The organism is Streptomyces sp. WMMC500 (assembly GCF_027497195.1).
Classification (GTDB): Bacteria; Actinomycetota; Actinomycetes; order Streptomycetales; family Streptomycetaceae; genus Streptomyces.
Map to the genome: position 1 here is coordinate 559648 of NZ_CP114905.1, position 18588 is coordinate 578235.

At 73.9% G+C, this 18588-nt stretch carries 14 protein-coding genes; 10 read left to right on the top strand and 4 right to left on the bottom strand.

Annotation, left to right across the window (positions count from 1 at the left end; translation table 11 throughout):
- Positions 1-8: 8 nt before the first annotated feature.
- Together O7599_RS02295 and O7599_RS02300 are read right to left on the bottom strand one after the other, a co-directional pair.
- Complete coding sequence (locus O7599_RS02295) at positions 9-662, bottom strand: response regulator transcription factor (protein WP_281620370.1); 654 nt, start codon at positions 660-662, stop codon at positions 9-11.
- A gap of 274 nt (positions 663-936) precedes the next feature.
- Positions 937-1947: a sigma factor-like helix-turn-helix DNA-binding protein gene (locus O7599_RS02300; protein ID WP_281620371.1), complete on the bottom strand. Its 1011-nt coding sequence runs from the start codon at positions 1945-1947 to the stop codon at positions 937-939.
- A 134-nt stretch (positions 1948-2081) separates the two neighbouring features.
- Between O7599_RS02300 and O7599_RS02305 the strand changes: the two genes are divergently transcribed.
- The 9 genes from O7599_RS02305 (at position 2082) to O7599_RS02345 (ending at position 13230) form a co-directional block, all read left to right on the top strand.
- Positions 2082-3305, top strand: a complete 1224-nt coding sequence (locus O7599_RS02305) for an FAD-binding oxidoreductase (protein ID WP_281620372.1) — start codon at positions 2082-2084, stop codon at positions 3303-3305.
- A gap of 131 nt (positions 3306-3436) precedes the next feature.
- Positions 3437-5203 carry an ABC transporter ATP-binding protein gene (locus tag O7599_RS02310; RefSeq protein ID WP_281620373.1) on the top strand — a complete coding sequence of 589 codons (1767 nt, stop codon included), beginning with the start codon at positions 3437-3439 and terminating at the stop codon, positions 5201-5203.
- Positions 5203-6462: a DUF4032 domain-containing protein gene (locus O7599_RS02315; protein ID WP_281623252.1), complete on the top strand. Its 1260-nt coding sequence runs from the start codon at positions 5203-5205 to the stop codon at positions 6460-6462. The genes O7599_RS02310 and O7599_RS02315 overlap by 1 nt, the downstream gene beginning before the upstream one ends.
- A 34-nt stretch (positions 6463-6496) precedes the next feature.
- Positions 6497-7747: a histidine kinase gene (locus tag O7599_RS02320; RefSeq protein WP_281623253.1), complete on the top strand. Its 1251-nt coding sequence runs from the start codon at positions 6497-6499 to the stop codon at positions 7745-7747.
- 47 nt (positions 7748-7794) lie between these two features.
- Positions 7795-8577 carry a LytTR family DNA-binding domain-containing protein gene (locus O7599_RS02325; protein WP_281620374.1) on the top strand — a complete coding sequence of 261 codons (783 nt, stop codon included), beginning with the start codon at positions 7795-7797 and terminating at the stop codon, positions 8575-8577.
- 1 nt (position 8578) lies between these two features.
- Complete coding sequence (locus O7599_RS02330; RefSeq protein ID WP_281620375.1) at positions 8579-9190, top strand: hypothetical protein; 612 nt, start codon at positions 8579-8581, stop codon at positions 9188-9190.
- A 37-nt stretch (positions 9191-9227) separates the two neighbouring features.
- Entirely contained in the window at positions 9228-11021 is a 1794-nt protein-coding gene (locus O7599_RS02335) for a cation acetate symporter (protein WP_281620376.1), read from the top strand.
- Positions 11022-11218: 197 nt separating this feature from the next.
- The gene (locus O7599_RS02340; protein WP_281620377.1) at positions 11219-11593 is read left to right on the top strand and encodes a DUF485 domain-containing protein; all 375 of its coding nucleotides are present in this window, start codon (positions 11219-11221) and stop codon (positions 11591-11593) included.
- The gene (locus O7599_RS02345) at positions 11590-13230 is read left to right on the top strand and encodes a cation acetate symporter (RefSeq protein WP_281620378.1); all 1641 of its coding nucleotides are present in this window, start codon (positions 11590-11592) and stop codon (positions 13228-13230) included. Before O7599_RS02340 ends, O7599_RS02345 begins: the two co-directional genes overlap by 4 nt.
- A gap of 167 nt (positions 13231-13397) precedes the next feature.
- Here the strand turns inward: O7599_RS02345 and O7599_RS02350 are convergent, their stop codons facing one another.
- Entirely contained in the window at positions 13398-14309 is a 912-nt protein-coding gene (locus tag O7599_RS02350; protein ID WP_281620379.1) for a LysR family transcriptional regulator, read from the bottom strand.
- A 400-nt stretch (positions 14310-14709) separates the two neighbouring features.
- Here O7599_RS02350 and O7599_RS02360 point away from each other — a divergent pair, with 400 nt between their 5' ends.
- The gene (locus O7599_RS02360; RefSeq protein WP_281620381.1) at positions 14710-16233 is read left to right on the top strand and encodes a sulfatase-like hydrolase/transferase; all 1524 of its coding nucleotides are present in this window, start codon (positions 14710-14712) and stop codon (positions 16231-16233) included.
- Between the two features lie 27 nt (positions 16234-16260).
- Here the strand turns inward: O7599_RS02360 and O7599_RS02365 are convergent, their stop codons facing one another.
- Positions 16261-18498 carry an excinuclease ABC subunit UvrA gene (locus tag O7599_RS02365; RefSeq protein ID WP_281623254.1) on the bottom strand — a complete coding sequence of 746 codons (2238 nt, stop codon included), beginning with the start codon at positions 18496-18498 and terminating at the stop codon, positions 16261-16263.
- Between the last annotated feature and the right edge of the window lie 90 nt (positions 18499-18588).

Here is an 18588-nt window from a genome sequence, read left to right on the forward strand (position 1 = left end):
GGCGTACCTCACATCCGGTAACCGCTCCGCGGCACCGTCTCGATCACCGGGGGCGGACCGAGCTTGGCGCGCAGGCGGTTGATCGTGGTCTTCACCGTGTTGGTGAACGGGTCGGCCGCCTCGTCCCACACGCGTTCGAGGAGTTCCTCCGCCGACACCACCCGTCCCCGGGCGGAGAGCAGGCACTCCAGCACGGCGAGTTCCTTGGGGGTGAGCGTGAGGCGTTCGCCTCCGCGGGTGGCGAAGCGCTGCGCGGGGTCGAGCCGGAGGTCGCCGTGCTCCAGGACGGGGGGTACGGCGGGCTGGGCGCGGCGGGCGAGGGCCCGCAGCCGGGCGACCAGCTCGGCGTAGGCGAAGGGCTTGGGCAGGTAGTCGTCGGCGCCGAGGTTCAGTCCTTCGACGCGGTCGACGATCGTCCCGGAGGCGGTGAGCATCAGCACGCGCGCGTGGTGGGGCTGGGAGACCAGTTCCCTGCACACGTCGTCGCCGTGGACGCCGGGCAGGTCCCGGTCGAGGACGACGACGTCGTAGTCGACGGTCATCGTGCGCTCCAGCACGTCGGATCCGTCGTACACCACGTCGACGGCCATGCCTTCGCGGCGCAGCACCCGGGCCACCGAGTCGGCCAGCTCGGGGTGGTCCTCGACCACCAGAACCCTCACCGGCGGCACCCGCCGGCGGTGTCGCGGGCGCGTGGTGAGGATCCGGCGGGCGGGCATCCGAGAGGGGTCATCACGGTTGACGATCCCCCCTCGTGCGTCACACCGCGGTCACAGCGCTTCACTTCGCCGTGCCCCCGTGCCGGTTCGCTGGTCGTCAGATTAGCGCGGCCCGGTGCCTGGCCGCGGTCGGCCGACGGGTTCCGGCCGGGGCCTTCCTGCTGGTGGCGGGCGCGCGGGAGGGGCCGCGGAGCCCCCGCCGGCCGGACGGCGGGGTTCAGCCCTCGAACGGCTGCAACCGCAGCCGGCGGAGGCGGTCCGGATCGGCGATCACGTCGATGGCGACGATCGTGCCGTCGGCGAAGGCGAAGGCGAACGCGATCCTCGGCCGCCCCTGGTGCATCCACACCAGCCCCGGCGCACCGTCCACGAGTGCCAGGCGGGCGGCTCTGAGCCTCCCCGTGAAGACGTCGGCGACCGCCACGGCGCCGCGGACCTCCTCCGCCGCGCCGGCGGCCACCGCGGCGGCGTCGGCGCGGAGCACCACGTCGGGGTCGAGCAGTGCGAGGAGCGTGTGGAAGTCCTCCCCGCGCGAAGCGGTGAGGAACGCGCCCGCGATGGCACTCCAGCGCGCGGTGACGCCCCAGTCCGCCGTCGCGTCCGTGACCGCGGCGGCGCTTGGTGCGGAGAAGTCGGCAGAGTGTGCGCCGGGCGCGCCCCCGGTGCGGCGTGCGTCGTCCGCGCGGCCGGCCGGGGGGCCCTGCATGTGCCGGCGGGCCCGGAGGGCCAGTTGCCGGGTCGCGGTCGGCGAGCGCCGGACGATCGGCGCGATCTCGTCGTACGGGACGGCGAACAGGTCGTGCATCACGAACGCCAGCCGCTCCGCGGGCGTCATCGAGTCGAGCACGGCGAGCAGCGCTATGCCGACGGAGTCGCCGCGAAACCCTTCCCGGCGCGGGCCCGGCCCGGCCGATCCCGCCGGCTCAGAGTCGCCAACGGTCCTTTTTGCACTGCTTACCGTGGTGTTCATCGGGTTTGCCGCTGGACCCGGCGAGTCCTCCCGCCGCGCCGCCCGGGCCCGGAGGATGTCCAGCGAGGCCTCGCCCACGACCGTCCGCAACCAGCCGCCCACGCCCTCCACGTCCGGTTCCGCACGGCTCACCCGCAACCACGCCTCCCGCACGGCCTCCTCGGCCAGCTCGGCCGAGCCCAGGACCCTGTGGGCGACCGCGCGCAGATGCGGGCGCTGCTCCTCGAAGCTCAGGGCCAGAAACTCGCGCTCGTCCATCGGGGCCTTCCTCCGTTCCGCCGTGTCACCACCGTGACCAGCGAACCGCCGCCGATGTGACAGCGCGGCGGTCACGGTGCTCAGGTGGTGAGACGGCATTGCCGGGTGCGCGGGGGCCGTGATCCGATCGCCGCATGACTCGCCGCATCGTGATCGTCGGGGCCGGCATCGTCGGCTCGTCGCTGGCCCGGGAGCTGGCCGGGCGGGACGGCTGCCTGGTCACCGTCCTCGACCGCTCCCCCGCGGGCCGGCTGTACGGGTCCACGGGCCACGCGCCCGGCTACGTCGGCGTGCTCGGCGAGGCCCCGGTCCTCACCGGGCTGGCCCGCGCCACGGTGCGGATCTACCGGGGGCTCACGGACGACTACGACGCGACCGGCGGTGCCCGCGCGGCAGGCGGCGCCGGCTTCGAGGAGACCGGCTGCCTGGAGGTCGCCACCACGCCCGCGGCGTACGAGACGCTGCGCAGACGCGCGGCCGCTGCCGACGACGCGGGCCTGGCCGCCCGGCTGGTCGGGCCCGAGGAGGCCGCCGCGCTGGCGCCGCGGCTCGTCGACCCGGAGACGGCCGTGGCCGGGCTGCACTTCCCCGGCGACGGCACGGCCCGCGCCGGGCTGCTGACCGCGGTGCAGCGGCGCCGGGCAGAGGCGCGGGGCGCGGAGTTCGCCGACGGCGCGGAGGCGACGGGCCTGGAGATACGCGCCGGGCGGGTGCACGGCGTGTGGCTCGCCGACGGCACCCTCCTGCCCGCCGACGACACGGTGCTGGCCTCCGGCGTGTGGGGCCCGCTGCTCGCCGCGCGGGCGGGCCTGGAACTGCCGCTGACGCCGGTCTCCCACCCGTACGTCTACGGCGGGCCCCGCCCCGCGCGGCCGGCCCGCGGTCCCTTCGTGCGCTGGCCTGAACACCACGTCTACGCTCGCGACCACGGCGACCGGGACGGGATCGGCACGTACGACCACGAACTGCGGCCGGTGGCGCCCGCGGACCTGGGGGTGCGGGCGGAGGAGCCCTGGCCGGGCGAGGCGTTCGACGGGGCCGTGACCGCCGCGCTCGCGCTGCTGCCGCCCGCGCACCGCTTCACCCCGGCCGTCCGCCTCAACGGGGTGTTCTCGGTGACCCCGGACAACCTGCCGCTGCTCGGCCCGTTCGGGGGGCTGCCCGGGCTGTGGTCGGCGACGGCGATCTGGGTCACGCACGCCGCGGGCGCGGCGGCGGCGCTCGCGGAGGCGATGGACGGCGGCGAGGCGGGCGCGGGGTTCGCGGCACTGGCACCGGACCGCTTCGCGGGCGAGCCGGCCGGGGAACTGCGCCGCCGGGCGCTGCGCCACTACAACGACATCTACGCCGCCGGCTGAGGCGACGGCGGCCCGGCAGGGCCGGGGAGCGGTCGTCCCCGCCCTGCCGGACCTCCGCGGGGCCTGTGGACAACTCCCGGCGCCGTCGTCGCGGCGCCGTAGGATCTCCGTGAGTCGCCGGAGGTGGGCCAGTGGCCGTGGACGAAACCCCTGAAGCAAGCACGCCGCCGTGGCGGATGCTGCTGTCCTACGCGCGTCCGCACCGCAGGGCGCTGTTCGCCGGGGCGTTGCTGTCGCTGGCGACGGGTGCGACCGGGCTGGCGCTGCCGCTGGTGGCGCGGTCGCTGATCGACGACCTGTCGGAGGACCGGTCCATCGCCGGGGCGCTGGTGGTGATGACGGTGCTGGTGGTCGCCAACGCCGGGGTCGGGGCGCTCGGTTCGTACGTGCTGCGGCGCACCGCCGAGTCGGTGGTGCTCACGGCGCGGCGCCGGCTCAGCTCGTATCTGCTGCGGCTGCGCATAGCGGCCGTGGACCGCACCGAGCCCGGTGACCTCATGGCCCGGGTGACGTCCGACTCCACGCTGCTGCGCGAGGTCACCACCGACACCCTCGTCGGACTCGGCACCGGCGGGCTGACCGCGGTGGCGACGCTGGTGCTGATGGGCGTCGTCGACCCGGTGCTGCTCGCGGTGACCGCCGGCGTCATCGCCGCCGCCGGCACGGTCATCGGCGTCATCGTGCCGCGCATCAACCGGGCGGCGAAGCAGGCGGCCGAGTCGGTGGGCCTGATGGGCGCGGCGCTGGAGCGGGTGCTCGGCTCGCTGCGCACGGTCAAGGCCTCCGGCGCCGAGCACCGCGAGGAGCGGGCGGTGCACGCCGCGGCCGAGGAGTCGTGGCGGCAGAGCGTGCGGGCCGCCAAGTGGTCGGCGCTGGCCGGGAACACGGCGGGACTGTCCATGCAGGTCGCCTTCATCACGGTCCTGGCGGTGGGCGGCGCGCGGGTGGCGACCGGAGCGATCGAGGTCGGCACGCTGGTCGCCTTCCTGCTCTACGTCTTCTACCTGATGGCGCCGATCCAGCAGGTGGTGGGCGCGGTCGCGCAGTACCAGTCGGGGGCCGCCGCGCTGCAGCGCATCCGCGAGGCACAGCAGTTGCCGGCCGAGCCCGTCGCCGAGCCCGCGGCGCTGCCGGAGCCGGGCGCCCCGCCGGCGTCGCTGGCGTTCGAGGACGTCCGCTTCCGGTACGCCGACGACCTGCCGTACGTGCACCACGGCGTCACCTTCGAGGTGCCGCCCCGCGGCATGACGGCGTTCGTCGGACCGTCGGGGGCGGGCAAGACGACCGTCTTCTCGCTGATCGAGCGGTTCTACGAGCCGGACGCCGGGCGGATACTCCTCGACGGCACCGACGTCACCGCCTGGGAGATACCCGCGCTGCGCGCCGCGATCGGGTACGTGGAGCAGGACGCCCCCGTGCTCTCCGGCTCGCTCGGTGACAACCTGCTGTTCGGCAACGCCTCGGCCGGCGAGGACGACGTGCGGGCGGTGCTGAAGACCACCCGGCTCGACGATCTGGTGGCCCGGCTGCCCCAGGGCCTGGACACCCTCGTGGGCCACCGCGGCACCAAGCTGTCCGGCGGCGAGCGCCAGCGCGTCGCGATCGCCCGCGCCCTGCTGCGCCGGCCCAGGCTGCTGCTGCTCGACGAGGCCACGTCGCAGTTGGACGCGGTCAACGAGGCGGCCCTGCGCGACACCGTCGCGGAGGTGGCGCGCGGCACCACCGTGCTCGTCGTCGCGCACCGGCTGTCGACCGTCACCAGCGCCGACCGGATCGTGGTGATGGACGCCGGCGAGGTGCGGGCCGTGGGCACCCACGCGGAGCTGGTCGCCGGCGACCGGCTCTACGCCGAGCTGGCCACCACCCAGTTCCTCGCCGCCACCGCCGGCACCGCATGATGGAAGGCGAACGACCGAGGAGGCCCACCGTGCGCCCGGAGCTGCAGATCAGCGCCACCAACCCGGAGCATCCCGCCGCGCTGCTCGACCTGCCCTGGGAGCTGCCGCTCGAGGCCTGGCCGGACGACTGCCTGGTCGACCTGCCACGGGGCATCTCCCGGCACGTGGTGCGCTTCGCCGAGGCCGGCCCCGAGGTCGTGGCGATCAAGGAGGTGCCGGAGCGCCCCGCCCGCCGGGAGTACGAGCTGCTGCGCGACCTCGACCGGCTCGGCATCCCCGCCGTGGACGCGCTCGCCGTCGTCACGGGACGCACCGGCGCCGACGGCGAACCGCTGGAGCCGGCGCTGGTCACCCGGCACCTGGTGGGCTCGCGACCGTACCGGGCGATGTTCGAGACGACGCTGCGCCCGGGCACCGTGAACCGGCTGATGGACGCGCTGGCCGTGCTGCTCGTGCGGCTGCATCTCGCGGGTTTCGCCTGGGGCGACTGCTCGCTGTCCAACACCCTCTTCCGCCGGGACGCCGGCGCGTACGCCGCGTATCTGGTGGACGCCGAGACCGGGCAGATCCAGCCGCGGCTCAGCCACGGCCAGCGGGAGTACGACATCGAGCTGGCCCGCATGAACATCTCGGGCGAGCTGATGGACCTGGAGGCCTCCGGGGCGCTGCACCCGTCGATCGACCCGATCCCCTTCGGCGCGGAGATCGCCGGTCGGTACGACGACCTGTGGCAGGAGCTGACCAGCGAGTCGGTCTACCCGGCCGACAAGCGGCACTACATCGAGCGCCGCATACGGCGCCTGCACGACCTCGGCTTCGACGTCGCCGAGATGCAGATCACGCACTCCCCGGGCGGCGACACCGTCTCGTTCGTGCCCAAGGTCGTCGACGCCGGCCACCACCAGCGCCAGTTGCTGCGGCTGACCGGCATGGACACCGAGGAGAACCAGGCCCGCCGGCTGCTCAACGACCTGGAGAGCTGGATGGCGACCCAGGACGACTACGCGCCCGGTGACCCGCTGGGGGCCCGTCCCGAGGTGCTGGCGCACCGCTGGGTGCGGGAGGTGTTCCGGCCGACGGTGCGTGCGGTGCCGCTGGAGCTGCGCGGCCAGCTCGATCCGGCGCAGATCTACCACGAGGTGCTGGAGCACCGCTGGTTCCTGGCCGAGCAGCGGCAGCAGGACGTGGGGCTGGAGGCCGCGGTCGCCGACTACATCGAGACCGTGCTGCCCCGCTCGGCGGCCGGCACCGCCGGCTGACGCCCCGGCGCGGTAGCGTCCCTCCATGCCCGGGATGCCGGCCGCCACCGCCGCGCTGCTGCTCGGCGCCGTCGTGGTGCTCTGCGCCGCCGCGGCGCTCATCGGCGTGCACGTCGTGCGCAACCGGCAGTACGGCACCCCGCAGGAGCGTGCCGCCTACGAGACGCTGCACACCGCCTCCCTGGCCGCGCCCCCGCTGCGCACCGGTCTCACCGCCGACAGCGCCGGCCGCGCCGCCCCGCATCTGCGCGACCTGCTCGGCACGCCCGCGCTCGCGCTCGCCGACGGCAAGGGCGAGCTGCTGGCCTGGGACGGCCCCGAGGGCACGCCGGGCCACGACCACTCCGCCGCCGTCCCCGGTGCCGCGGCGCAGGTGACGGAGAGCGGCCGCACGCAGGTCATCGGCCCCCGCGAGGTGGCCTGCGCCTGGCCGGACTGCCCCCTGCGGCACGCCGTGGCGGTGCCGCTGGCGGTCGCCGGCCGCGTCGAGGGCGTGCTCGCCGTCTTCACCTCCCAGCCCTCCGCGGGCCTGGTGCGCGCCGCCTCCGAGGTGGCCCGCTGGGTCTCCGCGCAACTGGAGCTGGCCGAGCTGGACAGCTCCCGGGCCGCCGCCAGCGAGGCGGAGCTGCGGGCGCTGCGCGCGCAGATCTCGCCGCACTTCATCTACAACTCCCTGTCCACCGTCGCCTCCTTCGTGCGCACCGACCCGGAGCGCGCCCGCGAGCTGATCGTGGAGTTCGCCGAGTTCACCCGCTACTCCTTCCGCCGCCACGGCGACTTCACCTCCCTCTCCGAGGAGCTGCGCTGCATCGACCGCTACCTGCTGCTGGAGCGCGCCCGCTTCGGCGGCCGGCTGGAGGTCTCGCTGCGGGTGGCGCCGGAGGTGCTGAGCGTCGTGGTGCCGTTCCTGTGCCTGCAGCCGCTGGTGGAGAACGCCGTCCGGCACGGGCTGGAGAAGAAGCCGGGCCCGGGACGGCTCACGATCACCGCGGCGGACGGCGGCAGCGAGGCGCTGATCAGCGTCGAGGACGACGGCGCCGGCATGGCGGCGGAGACGCTGGCCCGCACCCTGGCCGGCGACCTGGCGGAGCTGGCCGAGCTGGCGGGGGACGCGCCGCGGGCGCCGGGCATCGGGCTGCGGAACGTCGACGAGCGGCTGCGGCAGGTCTACGGGGACGCCTACGGACTCGTCATCGAGACCGCCCCGGGCGCCGGTACGAAGGTGCACGTCCGGGTGCCGAAGTTCCATCCGGACGCGGTGCAGAGCGGCCCCGGCGGGATGTGAGCGATAGACGGGTTTCGCTGCCGCCGCGCCCCGCATAGGGTTCCCGCATGCTGCACACTCTCGCCGTCGACGACGAGGAGCCCGCCCTGGCGGAGCTGGCGTACCTGCTGCGCCGCGACCCGCGGGTGGCCGAGGTGCAGACGGCCGGTGACGGGCAGCAGGCGCTGCTGGCCCTCGACCGGGCGCTGGCCTCGGGCCGTTCCGTGGACGCGGTCTTCCTCGACATCGGCATGCCGGGCCTGGACGGGCTGGCGCTGGCGCGGCTGATATCGCGGTTCGCGCACCCCCCGCGGGTGGTGTTCGTCACCGCGCACGAGGACCACGCGGTGGAGGCGTTCGCGCTGCACGCCGCGGACTACGTGCTCAAGCCCGTGGCGCCGGAGCGGCTCGCGGAGGCGGTGCGCCGGTGCGCCCAGTCGGCCGCGGAGCCGGCGCCCGGGGAGCAGCCGGAGCAGGGCGGCGCGGCGCCGGAGCGGGCGGCGGTGCCGGACGAGGTCATCAGCGTCGAACTCGCCGGTGTCACGCGGTTCGTGCAGCGCAGCGAGGTGCTCTACGCCGAGGCCCAGGGCGACTACGCGCGGCTGCACACCGCCGGCGGCAGCCACCTCGTGCGCATCCCGCTCGCGACGCTGGAGGAGCGGTGGGGGGCGGCCGGTTTCGTACGCATCCACCGCAGCCACCTCGTCGCGCTGCACCACGTGCGCGAGCTGCGCATGGAGGCGGGGCGTACGTACGTCGTCCTCGGCGCGCACGTGCTGCCGGTCAGCCGTCGCCACACCCGTCAGGTCCGCGAGGTACTGGTCCGACATCCACCGACGGCGGCGGTGTGACGTGGCGGGCGATCGGGGGATCTCCGGGACGAGGAACGGCACACGCAAGGGCCGCGCGCCGAACGGCCGCGCACCCTGGGCGAACACCCGCAAGAACGGCGCCCGGCAGAGCGGGACCCAGGAGAGCACACGGCAGGACGGCGACCCGGACGGCACGCAGCCCTCCGGAACACCCGACGCCCGTGTGCCGCACGCCCGCACCCCGGCCGCCGCCCCGCCCGGACCCGCCGGCCCGCCGCCCCGCGTGACCGTCGCGCACCCCCGCACCCTCGCCGCCCGCAGCACCCAGCCCCTGCCCGGCAGCCGGGCCCTCGTCGCCGACGACCTCGGCCGGCAGACCCCGCTGGGCGACGTCTACCTCCGCTCCCTGATCCGCACCCAACTGCGCCTCGCCGCGCTCGTCGTCGGCGCGCTCGCCGCCGTGCTCGGCGTGCTGCCGGTGCTGCTGGCGACGGTGCCGAGCGTGCGCGACGCCACGCTGGCCGGCGTGCCCGTGCCCTGGCTGGTGATCGGGGTCGCGGTGCACCCGGTGATTCTCGCGCTGGCGTGGGTGTACCAGCGCCAGGCGCGCAAGAACGAGGCCGAGTTCGCCGACCTGGTCGAGCGGTCGTGAGCGCGGTCGTGACCGCGGCCGTCACGGGGCACCGCACGTGAACACCGTCCAGCCGGCCGTCGCCGTGACCGTCGTCTGCGTCGCCACGGCCCTCTTCGGTGTGTACGGGCTGCGCCCCGGCCGCGCCACCTCCGACTTCTACGTCGCCTCCCGCGCGGTGACGCCGCTGCAGAACGCCTCCGCCATCGGCGGCGAGTACCTGTCGGCGGCGTCCTTCCTCGGCATCGCGGGCCTGGTGCTCGCGTACGGCGCCGACATGCTCTGGTACGGCGTCGGCTACACCGCCGGCTACCTGGTCCTCCTCGCCTTCGTCGCGGCGCCGATGCGCCGCTCCGGCGCGTACACCGTCCCGGACTTCGCCGAGGCCCGGCTGCAGTCCACACGCGTGCGGCAGCTCGCCTCGGTGCTCGTCGTCCTCATCGGCTGGCTGTACCTGCTGCCGCAACTCCAGGGCGCGGGGCTCACGCTGCGCACGGTCACCGGCGCGCCGCTGTGGGTCGGTCCGGTGGCCGTCGCGGCGGTGGTGATGACGACCGTCGCCTCCGGCGGCATGCGCAGCGTCACGGCGGTGCAGGCGTTCCAGTACTGGCTGAAGCTGACGGCGCTCGCGGTGCCGGTGGTCTTCCTGTTGCTGGCCTGGCGCGCGGACGGCGCGCCGTGGCCGGACGCCGACGCGCCGCCGCGGTTCCGGGACACGACGACGGTCACCGTGCACCAGGCGGTCGACGTACGGGTCGAGGATCCGGTGCGGGTCACGGTGCACGGCCGGCTCGACGGCGAGCGGCTGGACGGGGAGCGGGTGCGCGTCGGCCCCGGCGTGCACGCGATCGGCGCGGAGACCCGGGTGCGGTTCCCCGCCGGCACCGACGTGCCGCACCCGGTGGACGAGGAGCCCGTCGACGGGCTCAACTGGACGCGCCCGCTGTCCGGTACGGAGCACCCGGGCTACGGTACGTACTCGCTGCTCATCGCCACCCTGCTGGGCACCATGGGCCTGCCGCACGTCATCGTCCGCTTCTACACCAACCCCGACGGCCCGGCCGCCCGCCGCACCACCTGGACCGTGCTGTGGCTGCTCGCCGCCTTCTACCTGCTGCCGCCGCTCTACGGCGCCCTCGGCCGCCTCTACACGCCCGAACTCCTTATGACCGGCCGCACGGACGCCACGCTGCTGCTGCTCCCCGACCGGCTCCTCGGCGGCGGCCCGGCGGCGGCGGTCCTCGGCACGCTGCTGACGGCCGGCGCGTTCGCGGCGTTCCTGTCCACCGCCTCCGGCCTGACGATGTCCGTCGCGGGCGTGCTGGGGCAGGAGTTGGAGCGCAGACGGGCCCGGCGGGCGACCGGCCCGCCGGGCAAGGCGGCCGACGCCCGCGCGGAGGTGCGGGCGACCGTGCTGCGGCTGCGGCTCGCCGGGGTGGCCGCGGCGGCGGTGCCCTGCGTGGCGTCGCTGGTGGTCGTGGAGCGGCCCGTCGCGGACGTGGTGGGGCTGGCGTTCGCGGTCGCGGCCTCGTCGTTCTGCCCGCTGCTGCTGCTCGGCATCTGGTGGCGCGGGCTGACCCCGCAGGGCGCCGCGGCCGGGCTGCTCACCGGCGGCGGGGCGGCGCTGGCGACGGTGGCGGCGACGATGTTCGGGGTGCAGTTCGGCGGCTGGCCGGGGGCGTTGCTGGCGCGGCCCGCGGCGTGGACGGTGCCGCTGGCGTTCGCGGTGATGGTCGGGGTCTCGTTGCTGACGCGGCGCAGCGTGCCCAGCGGTACGGCGCACGCCCTGCTGCGGCTGCACGCGCCCGAGTCGCTGGACCTGCCGCGCCGCCCGGGGCGTACGGCCGGCTGACCGACCCGCCCGTGGCACCTCCCGGCCGGCCGCGTACGGCGGGCCGACCGACCGCTCGTCGCGCCTTCGCTACCGCTCGGCGCATCCGCGCGGCCGTTCACGGCACCGTCGCCGCGCGGCGGCTCGCGCGGCGGTCCGCGCCCTTCTACGGTGGCCGCGCCCGGCCCGTCCGGACACCCCCGTCCCCGAAGGCGCCCATGGAGGCCGCGATGAGCAGCACACCCCCGACCGGAAGATCGCCGGACGTGTACGAGGAAGTACAGCAGAGCGAGGAGTTCGGGGAGCTGCGACGCGCGCACCGTTCGTTCGCGTTTCCGCTGACCATCGGATTCATCGCCTGGTACCTGCTGTACGTGCTGCTGTCGAACTACGCGGGCGGCTTCATGGGCACCGAGGTCGTCGGCAACATCAACGTGGCGTTCGTGCTGGGCATCGCGCAGTTCGTCACCACGTTCGCCATCGCGTGGTGGTACGCGCGGCACGCCGCCGCGAAGCTCGACCCCAGGTCCGAGCAGCTCAAGGTCGCGGTCGAGGGCCGGGTCAACGGCGACAGCACGGAGGTCGGGAAATGACGGGCGCCACCACGAACGCGCTCCAGATGGTCGCCCAGTCGGAGCCGGGCGAGCACCGCACGCTGATCGTCACGCTCTTCTCGGTGTTCGTGGCGCTCACGCTGGCCGTGACGGTGTGGGCCGGGCGCAAGACGAAGGACGCCACCGACTACTACGCGGGCGGCCGGTCCTTCACGGGCTTCCAGAACGGGCTGGCGATCTCCGGGGACTACATGTCCGCGGCCTCCTTCCTCGGCATCGCCGGCGCCATCGCACTCGCGGGTTACGACGGGTTCCTGTACTCCATCGGCTTCCTGGTCGCCTGGCTGGTCGCGCTGCTGCTGGTCGCGGAACCGCTGCGCAACTCGGGCCGGTTCACCATGGGTGACGTGCTCGCGTACCGGATGCGCCAGCGTCCCGTACGCACCGCGGCCGGGGTGTCGACCATCGTCGTGTCGATCTTCTACCTGCTGGCGCAGATGGTCGGTGCGGGGGCGCTCGTCGCCCTGCTGCTGGGGATCACCGGCGACGCCGGCAAGAACCTCATCGTGGTCCTCGTCGGCCTGGTGATGATCCTGTACGTGACCATCGGCGGCATGAAGGGCACCACGTGGGTGCAGATCATCAAGGCCGTGCTGCTGATCCTGGGCACCCTGCTGATCACGATACTGGTGCTGGCGAAGTTCGACTTCAACATCTCCGAGTTGCTGGGCGCCGCCGCGGACAACTCCGGCAAGGGCGCGGCGTTCCTGGAGCCGGGCCTGAAGTACGGAGTGACGACCACCTCGAAGATCGACTTCATCTCGCTGGGCGTCGCGCTGGTGCTGGGCACCGCGGGCCTGCCGCACATCCTGATCCGCTTCTACACGGTGCCGACCGCGCAGACCGCGCGTAAGTCCGTGCTCTGGGCGATCGGCATCATCGGCGGCTTCTACCTGATGACCATCGCGCTGGGCTTCGGCGCCGCCGCGCTGATCAAACAGGAGACCATCGTCGAGTCCAACCCGGCGGGCAATACCGCGGCACCACTACTGGCGGAGGAGATCGGCGGCGGAGCGGGATCCACCGGAGGCGCGATCCTGCTGGCGATGATCTCCGCGGTCGCCTTCGCCACGATCCTCGCGGTCGTCGCCGGACTGACCCTGGCGTCCTCGTCGTCGTTCGCGCACGACCTGTACGCCAACGTCATCCGCAAGGGCAAGGCGACCGAGAAGGAGGAGATCGCCGCGGCCCGGATCGCCGCCATAGGGATCGGCGCGGTCGCCATCCTCCTGGGCGTCTTCGCGGGGAACCTCAACGTCGCCGGGCTGGTGGCCCTGGCCTTCGCGGTGGCGGCGTCGGCGAACCTGCCGACGATCCTCTACAGCCTGTTCTGGAAGCGGTTCACCACCCAGGGCGCGCTGTGGTCGATCTACGGCGGCCTGTCCACCTCGGTGTTCCTGGTGCTGTTCTCCCCGGTGGTCTCCGGCAAGGAGACCAGCATGTGGCCGGGCGTGGACTTCCAGTGGTTCCCGCTGGAGAACCCGGGGCTGATCTCCATCCCGGCCGGCTTCCTCCTCGGCTGGCTCGGCTCGATCCTGTCGAAGGACGAGGACGCCACCGGCAAGAAGTACGCCGAACTGGAGGTCCGCTCCCTCACCGGCGCCGGCGCCCACTAGCCGCCGCCGGCCGCCAGCGGCGGCCGGCCGGCGGTGCCCGAGCGCCTGCCGTCCGGTCGTCACCCACCCCCCTCCCCGGGGGCGGGGCACCCTCCTCCGCCCCGCCCCCTCCCCCACCTCCCGCGGGCCCGCGGGGACCGTGACCTCACGGGCCCGCGGGTCTTCGGCTACCCGACCGTCTCCTTCGCCCGTATCCGCAGGGCGTCGAGCGCGACGCGCACGGCGGGACTGCCCGTCGCGCCGCGCCGGGTGACCGTGAGGAACGTACGGGACGGGGTCGGCGCCCCGCTGATCCGCAGCCTGCGGATCGACGGCACCCCGGAGAGCTGCGCGAGCCGGGGCACGAGCGCGACGCCGAGGCCGTGCGAGACCATCACCGCCGTCACCGTCCAGTCGCACGCCTCGTGGGTCACGTTCGGCCCGAAGCCCGCCGCGCTGCAGGCGGCGAGCACGTGCTGCCGCGACCAGACGCCCGGCGGGCCGATGATCCACCGCTCCTCCTCCGCCTCGGCGAGCCGGATGGACGTGCGCGCGGCCAGCGGGTGGTCCTCGGGCACGACCAGGTCGAAGGGGTCCTCGATGAGGGTGTGCTGTTCGAAGCGCTGGTCGCCCTGGGCCGGGGCGTCGGCGGACGCCTCCACCACGGAGAGGTCCGTCTCGCCGTCGAACAGCAGGTCGTAGCAGTCCGCCGGCTCGGCCTCGCGCAGCCGTACGTCGAGTCGCGGGTACTCCGCGCGCAGCCCGCCGGCCACGGGCGCCAGCAGCCGGCACATCGCGCTGGGGAAGCCGGACATGCGCAGTTCCCCGGCCGGCTCCTCGTCGAGCGCGTGGAGTTCGGCCGCCGCCCGCTCCCACTGCGCCTCGATGGTGTCGGCGTGCGCGAGCAGTCCGCGCGCCGCGGGCGTGAGCCGCACCCGGCGCCCCTGCGGCTCCAGCAGCCGGACGTCCAGTTCCCGGCCCAACTGCCGGATCTGCTGGGAGGCGGCGGAGGGGGTGAGGTGGAGGGACTCGGCCGCGGCGGTCACGGTGCCGTAGTACGCGACCGCGCGCAGCACGCGCAGCCGGCGCAGGTCAATCATGTAGGCGCTCCTTCACGATGCCGTCCATAAATCCAACCTAGACCTGCACGAACGGAACTTCCATGCTGGGGAGTGAAGGAACGCGGGCCCGGGCAGAGGGGCCGCGGCCGGACGAGAACCGCCGGAGGATACGGCGGGGAGAGGACATCCGAGTTGTTCGAGGGTCACTGCCCCCACTGCGGCTGGGCGGACAGCACGCCGTTCCACACGGTCTCACGTCACCGTACGGGCGACGGAATGACGATCTGGACCCGGTGCCAGTGCGGCTCCCTGCAGATGCGGACGGTCGACGCGGGCGGCGGCCGCATCGTCACGCGCGGGCGCCCGGCGCCGGACGCGGTCCGCGGGCCGTACCCGGGAACCGCTCGGCAGCCGCAGGCGGCGCGGGTAGAAAGGTGCCATGACCGCTGACGAACCGGCGCCGCCCAACATCCTGCTCATCACCAGCGACCAGCAGCACTGGAACACCCTCGGCCGCGGGAACCCCGAGATCCGCACCCCGCACCTCGACCGGCTCGCCGCCGAGGGCACCGCCTTCGAGCGCGCCTACTGCCCCAACCCGACGTGCACGCCGACCCGCGCCTCGATGATCACCGGCAAGTACCCCAGCCAGCACGGCGCGTGGACGCTCGGCACCAAGCTGCCCGAGGACCAGCCCACGCTCGGCGGCCACCTGGGCGCCGCGGGCTATGCCACCTCGCTGGTCGGCAAGGCGCACTTCCAGCCGCTCGCGAGCACGGCGGAGCACCCGTCGATCGAGGCGTACCCGCTGCTGCAGGACCTGGACTTCTGGCGGGACTTCCACGGCCCGTACTACGGCTTCGACCACGTGGAGCTGGCCCGCAACCACACCGCGGAGGCGCACGCGGGCCAGCACTACGCGCTCTGGCTGGAGCAGCGGGGGCGGCCCGACTGGCGGCGCTGGTTCCGGCCGCCGACCGGCACCCTGGACCCCGGCGTGCAGCACACCTGGCCGATCCCCGAGGAACTGCACTACAACGCCTGGATCGCCGAGCGCACCGGCGCGCTGCTTGAGGGGTACGCGGAGCGCGGCGAACCGTTTTTCTGCTGGGCGAGCTTCTTCGACCCGCACCCGCCCTACCTCGTGCCCGAGCCCTGGGACCGGATGTACGACCCGGAGGCCCTGACGGTGCCCGAGGCCGTCGCCGGCGAACACGACGGCAACCCGCCGCACTTCGCCCTCACCCAGCAGGACCGGCCGGACTTCTCGCCGTGGCGGGAGTCGGGGCAGTACGTCCACGGCTTCCACTCCCACCGGCTGCCGGCCGCCGAGCGGCGGCGGCTGGTGGCGACGTACTACGGGATGGTCAGCATGCTCGACGCGTACGTGGGCCGGATACTGGACCGGCTCGACGCGCTGGGACTGGCCGGGGACACGATCGTGGTGTTCACCACCGACCACGGGCACTTCTTCGGCCAGCACGGACTGCAGGCCAAGGGCGCGTTCCACTACGAGGACCTGCTGCGGGTGCCGTTCCTCGTCCGTCTGCCCGGCCGGGTGCCCGCGGGGCGCGCCTCCTCCGCGCTGGTCTCGACCGTCGACCTGGCGCCGACGTTCCTGGAGCTGGCCGGGCTGCCGGTGCCGCGGGAGATGACCGGGGTCAGCCAGGCGGAGGTCTTCACCGGCGGCGCGCAGCGCGCGCGGGACCACGTCATCTGCGAGTTCCGGCACGAGCCGACGGCGGTCAGCCTGCGCACGTACGTCGACGACCGCTACAAGCTGACGGTCTATCAGGGACGGACGTACGGCGAGCTGTTCGACCTGCGCGCCGATCCGGGCGAGACGCGCAACCTGTGGGACGACCCGGGGAGCGCCGGGCTCAGGTCCGAGCTGCTGCTCCGGTACATCTGGGCCGAGCTGGGCAAGGAGCCGATGTGGATGCCGCGGGTGGCGGCGGCCTAGCCGGCCCGGACGCTCCCCGGCGCGGGGTCAGTCCCGGTCGACGTACTCGCGCAGGTGCTGTGCGGTGAGCGTGTCCGCCTCCGCGACCAGGGCGGCCGGGGTGCCGGTGAAGACCACCCGGCCGCCGTCGTGGCCGCCACCGGGACCGAGGTCGACGATCCAGTCGGCGTGCGCCATGACCGCCTGGTGGTGCTCGATGACCACCACCGAGTTGCCGTCGTCGACCAGCCGGTCCAGCAGCGCGAGCAGCTTGTCGACGTCGGCCATGTGCAGTCCGGTGGTCGGCTCGTCGAGGACGTAGGTGGCCGCCTTCTCGGCCATGTGGATGGCCAGCTTCAGCCGCTGCCGCTCGCCGCCGGAGAGGGTGTTGAGCGGCTGGCCGAGGCGCAGGTAGCCCAGGCCCACGTCGGCGAGCCGGCCGAGGATGGCGTGCGCCTGGCCGGAGGGGAAGAAGCCGTGCGCCTCGGCGACCGACATCCCCAGCACCTCGCTGATGTTCTTGCCGCGCAGCGTGTACGTGAGCACCTCGGGCGTGTAGCGCTTGCCCTCGCACTCCTCGCACACGGACGCGACGCCGGCCATCATCGCCAGGTCGGTGTAGATCAGCCCGATGCCCTTGCAGTGGGGGCACGCACCCGCGGAGTTGGCCGAGAACAGCGCGGCCCTGACGCCGTTGGCCTTGGCGAAGGCGGTGCGCATCGGGCCGAGCAGCCCGGTGTACGTCGCGGGGTTGGAGCGCCGCGAGCCGCGGATCGGCGACTGGTCGGCGACCACGACGCCGTCCCGGCCGGCGAGGTAGCCGTGCACGAGCGAGGACTTGCCGGAGCCGGCGACGCCGGTGACCACGGTGAGCACCCCGAGCGGTATGTCGACGCTGACGTCGCGGAGGTTGTGCAGGTCGGCGCCCTCGACGGCCAGATGGCCGCGCGGCTGCCTGGGCCGCTCGCGCAGCCGTACCCGGTGCTCCAGGTACCGGCCGGTCAGCGTGCCGGAGGCGCGCAGCCCCGGGACGTCGCCGCTGAAGGTGACGTGCCCGCCGTCGCTGCCGGCGCCGGGGCCGAGGTCCACCACGTGGTCGGCGATGGCGACGACCTCCGGCTTGTGCTCGACGACGAGCACGGTGTTGCCCTTGTCGCGCAGCCGCAGCAGCAGGTCGTTCATCCGCCGGATGTCGTGCGGGTGCAGCCCGACGGTGGGTTCGTCGAAGACGTACGTGACGTCGGTGAGGCTGGAGCCGAGGTGGCGGACCATCTTCACGCGCTGCGCCTCGCCGCCGGAGAGGCTGGCGGAGGGGCGGTCGAGGCTGAGGTAGCCGAGGCCGATCTCGACCAGCGAGTCCAGCAGCCCGCGCAGGCTGTCCAGCAGTGGCCCCACCGACTCGTCCTCGATCGCGCGGACGAACTTGGCCAGGTCGGTGATCTGCAGCGCGGCGCACTCGGCGATGTTGCGGCCCTGGATCTTCGAGGAGAGCGCGGCGGCGGAGAGCCGGGTGCCGCCGCAGTCGGGGCACTCGGCGAAGACGACGGCCCGGTCCACGAAGGTGCGGATGGCGCCCTGCAGGGAGTCGCGGTCCTTGACCAGCCACATCCGCGTGATCTTGGGGATGAGCCCCTCGTAGGTGATGTTGTGGTTGCCGGCCTTGACCTTCACGGTCTCCTTGTGCAGGAGGTCCTGCCACTCCTGGTCGGTGAAGTCCGCGAGCTTCTTGTCCGGGTCGTAGAAGCCCGAGGCGGCCAGGACCTCCCAGTACCAGTTGCCGACGGCGAAGTTCGGGACGGTGACCGCCCCCTCGTTGAGCGAGAGCCGGCGGTCGACGAGCTGGTCGACGTCGATCTGCGAGACCTCGCCCAGACCCTCGCAGCGCAGGCACATGCCCTCGGGGAGGTTGAAGCTGAACGCGCCGGAGGTGCCCACGTGCGGCTCGCCGAGCCGGCTGAAGAGGATGCGCAGCATCGCGTACGCGTCGGTGGCCGTGCCCACCGTGGAGCGGGAGTTGGCGCCCATCCGCTCCTGGTCGATGACGATGGCGGCGGAGAGGTTGTGCAGCCCGTCGGCGTCGGGCCGGGGCAGGTTCGGCATGAAGGACTGGAGAAAGGCGCTGTAGGTCTCGTTGATCAGGCGCTGCGACTCGGCCGCGATGGTGCCGAAGACGAGCGAGGACTTGCCGGAGCCGGAGACGCCGGTGAAGACCGTGAGCCGCCGCTTGGGGATGTCGAGCGAGACGCCGGCCAGGTTGTTCGCCCGGGCGCCGCGCACCTTGATCACGTCGTGGGCGTCGGCGGGCTTCGCCGCGCCTGCGGCGGGTCCGGGGCCCGGGCGGTCGCTCTCTGCTGCTTGCGCTGAACACATGAGCGA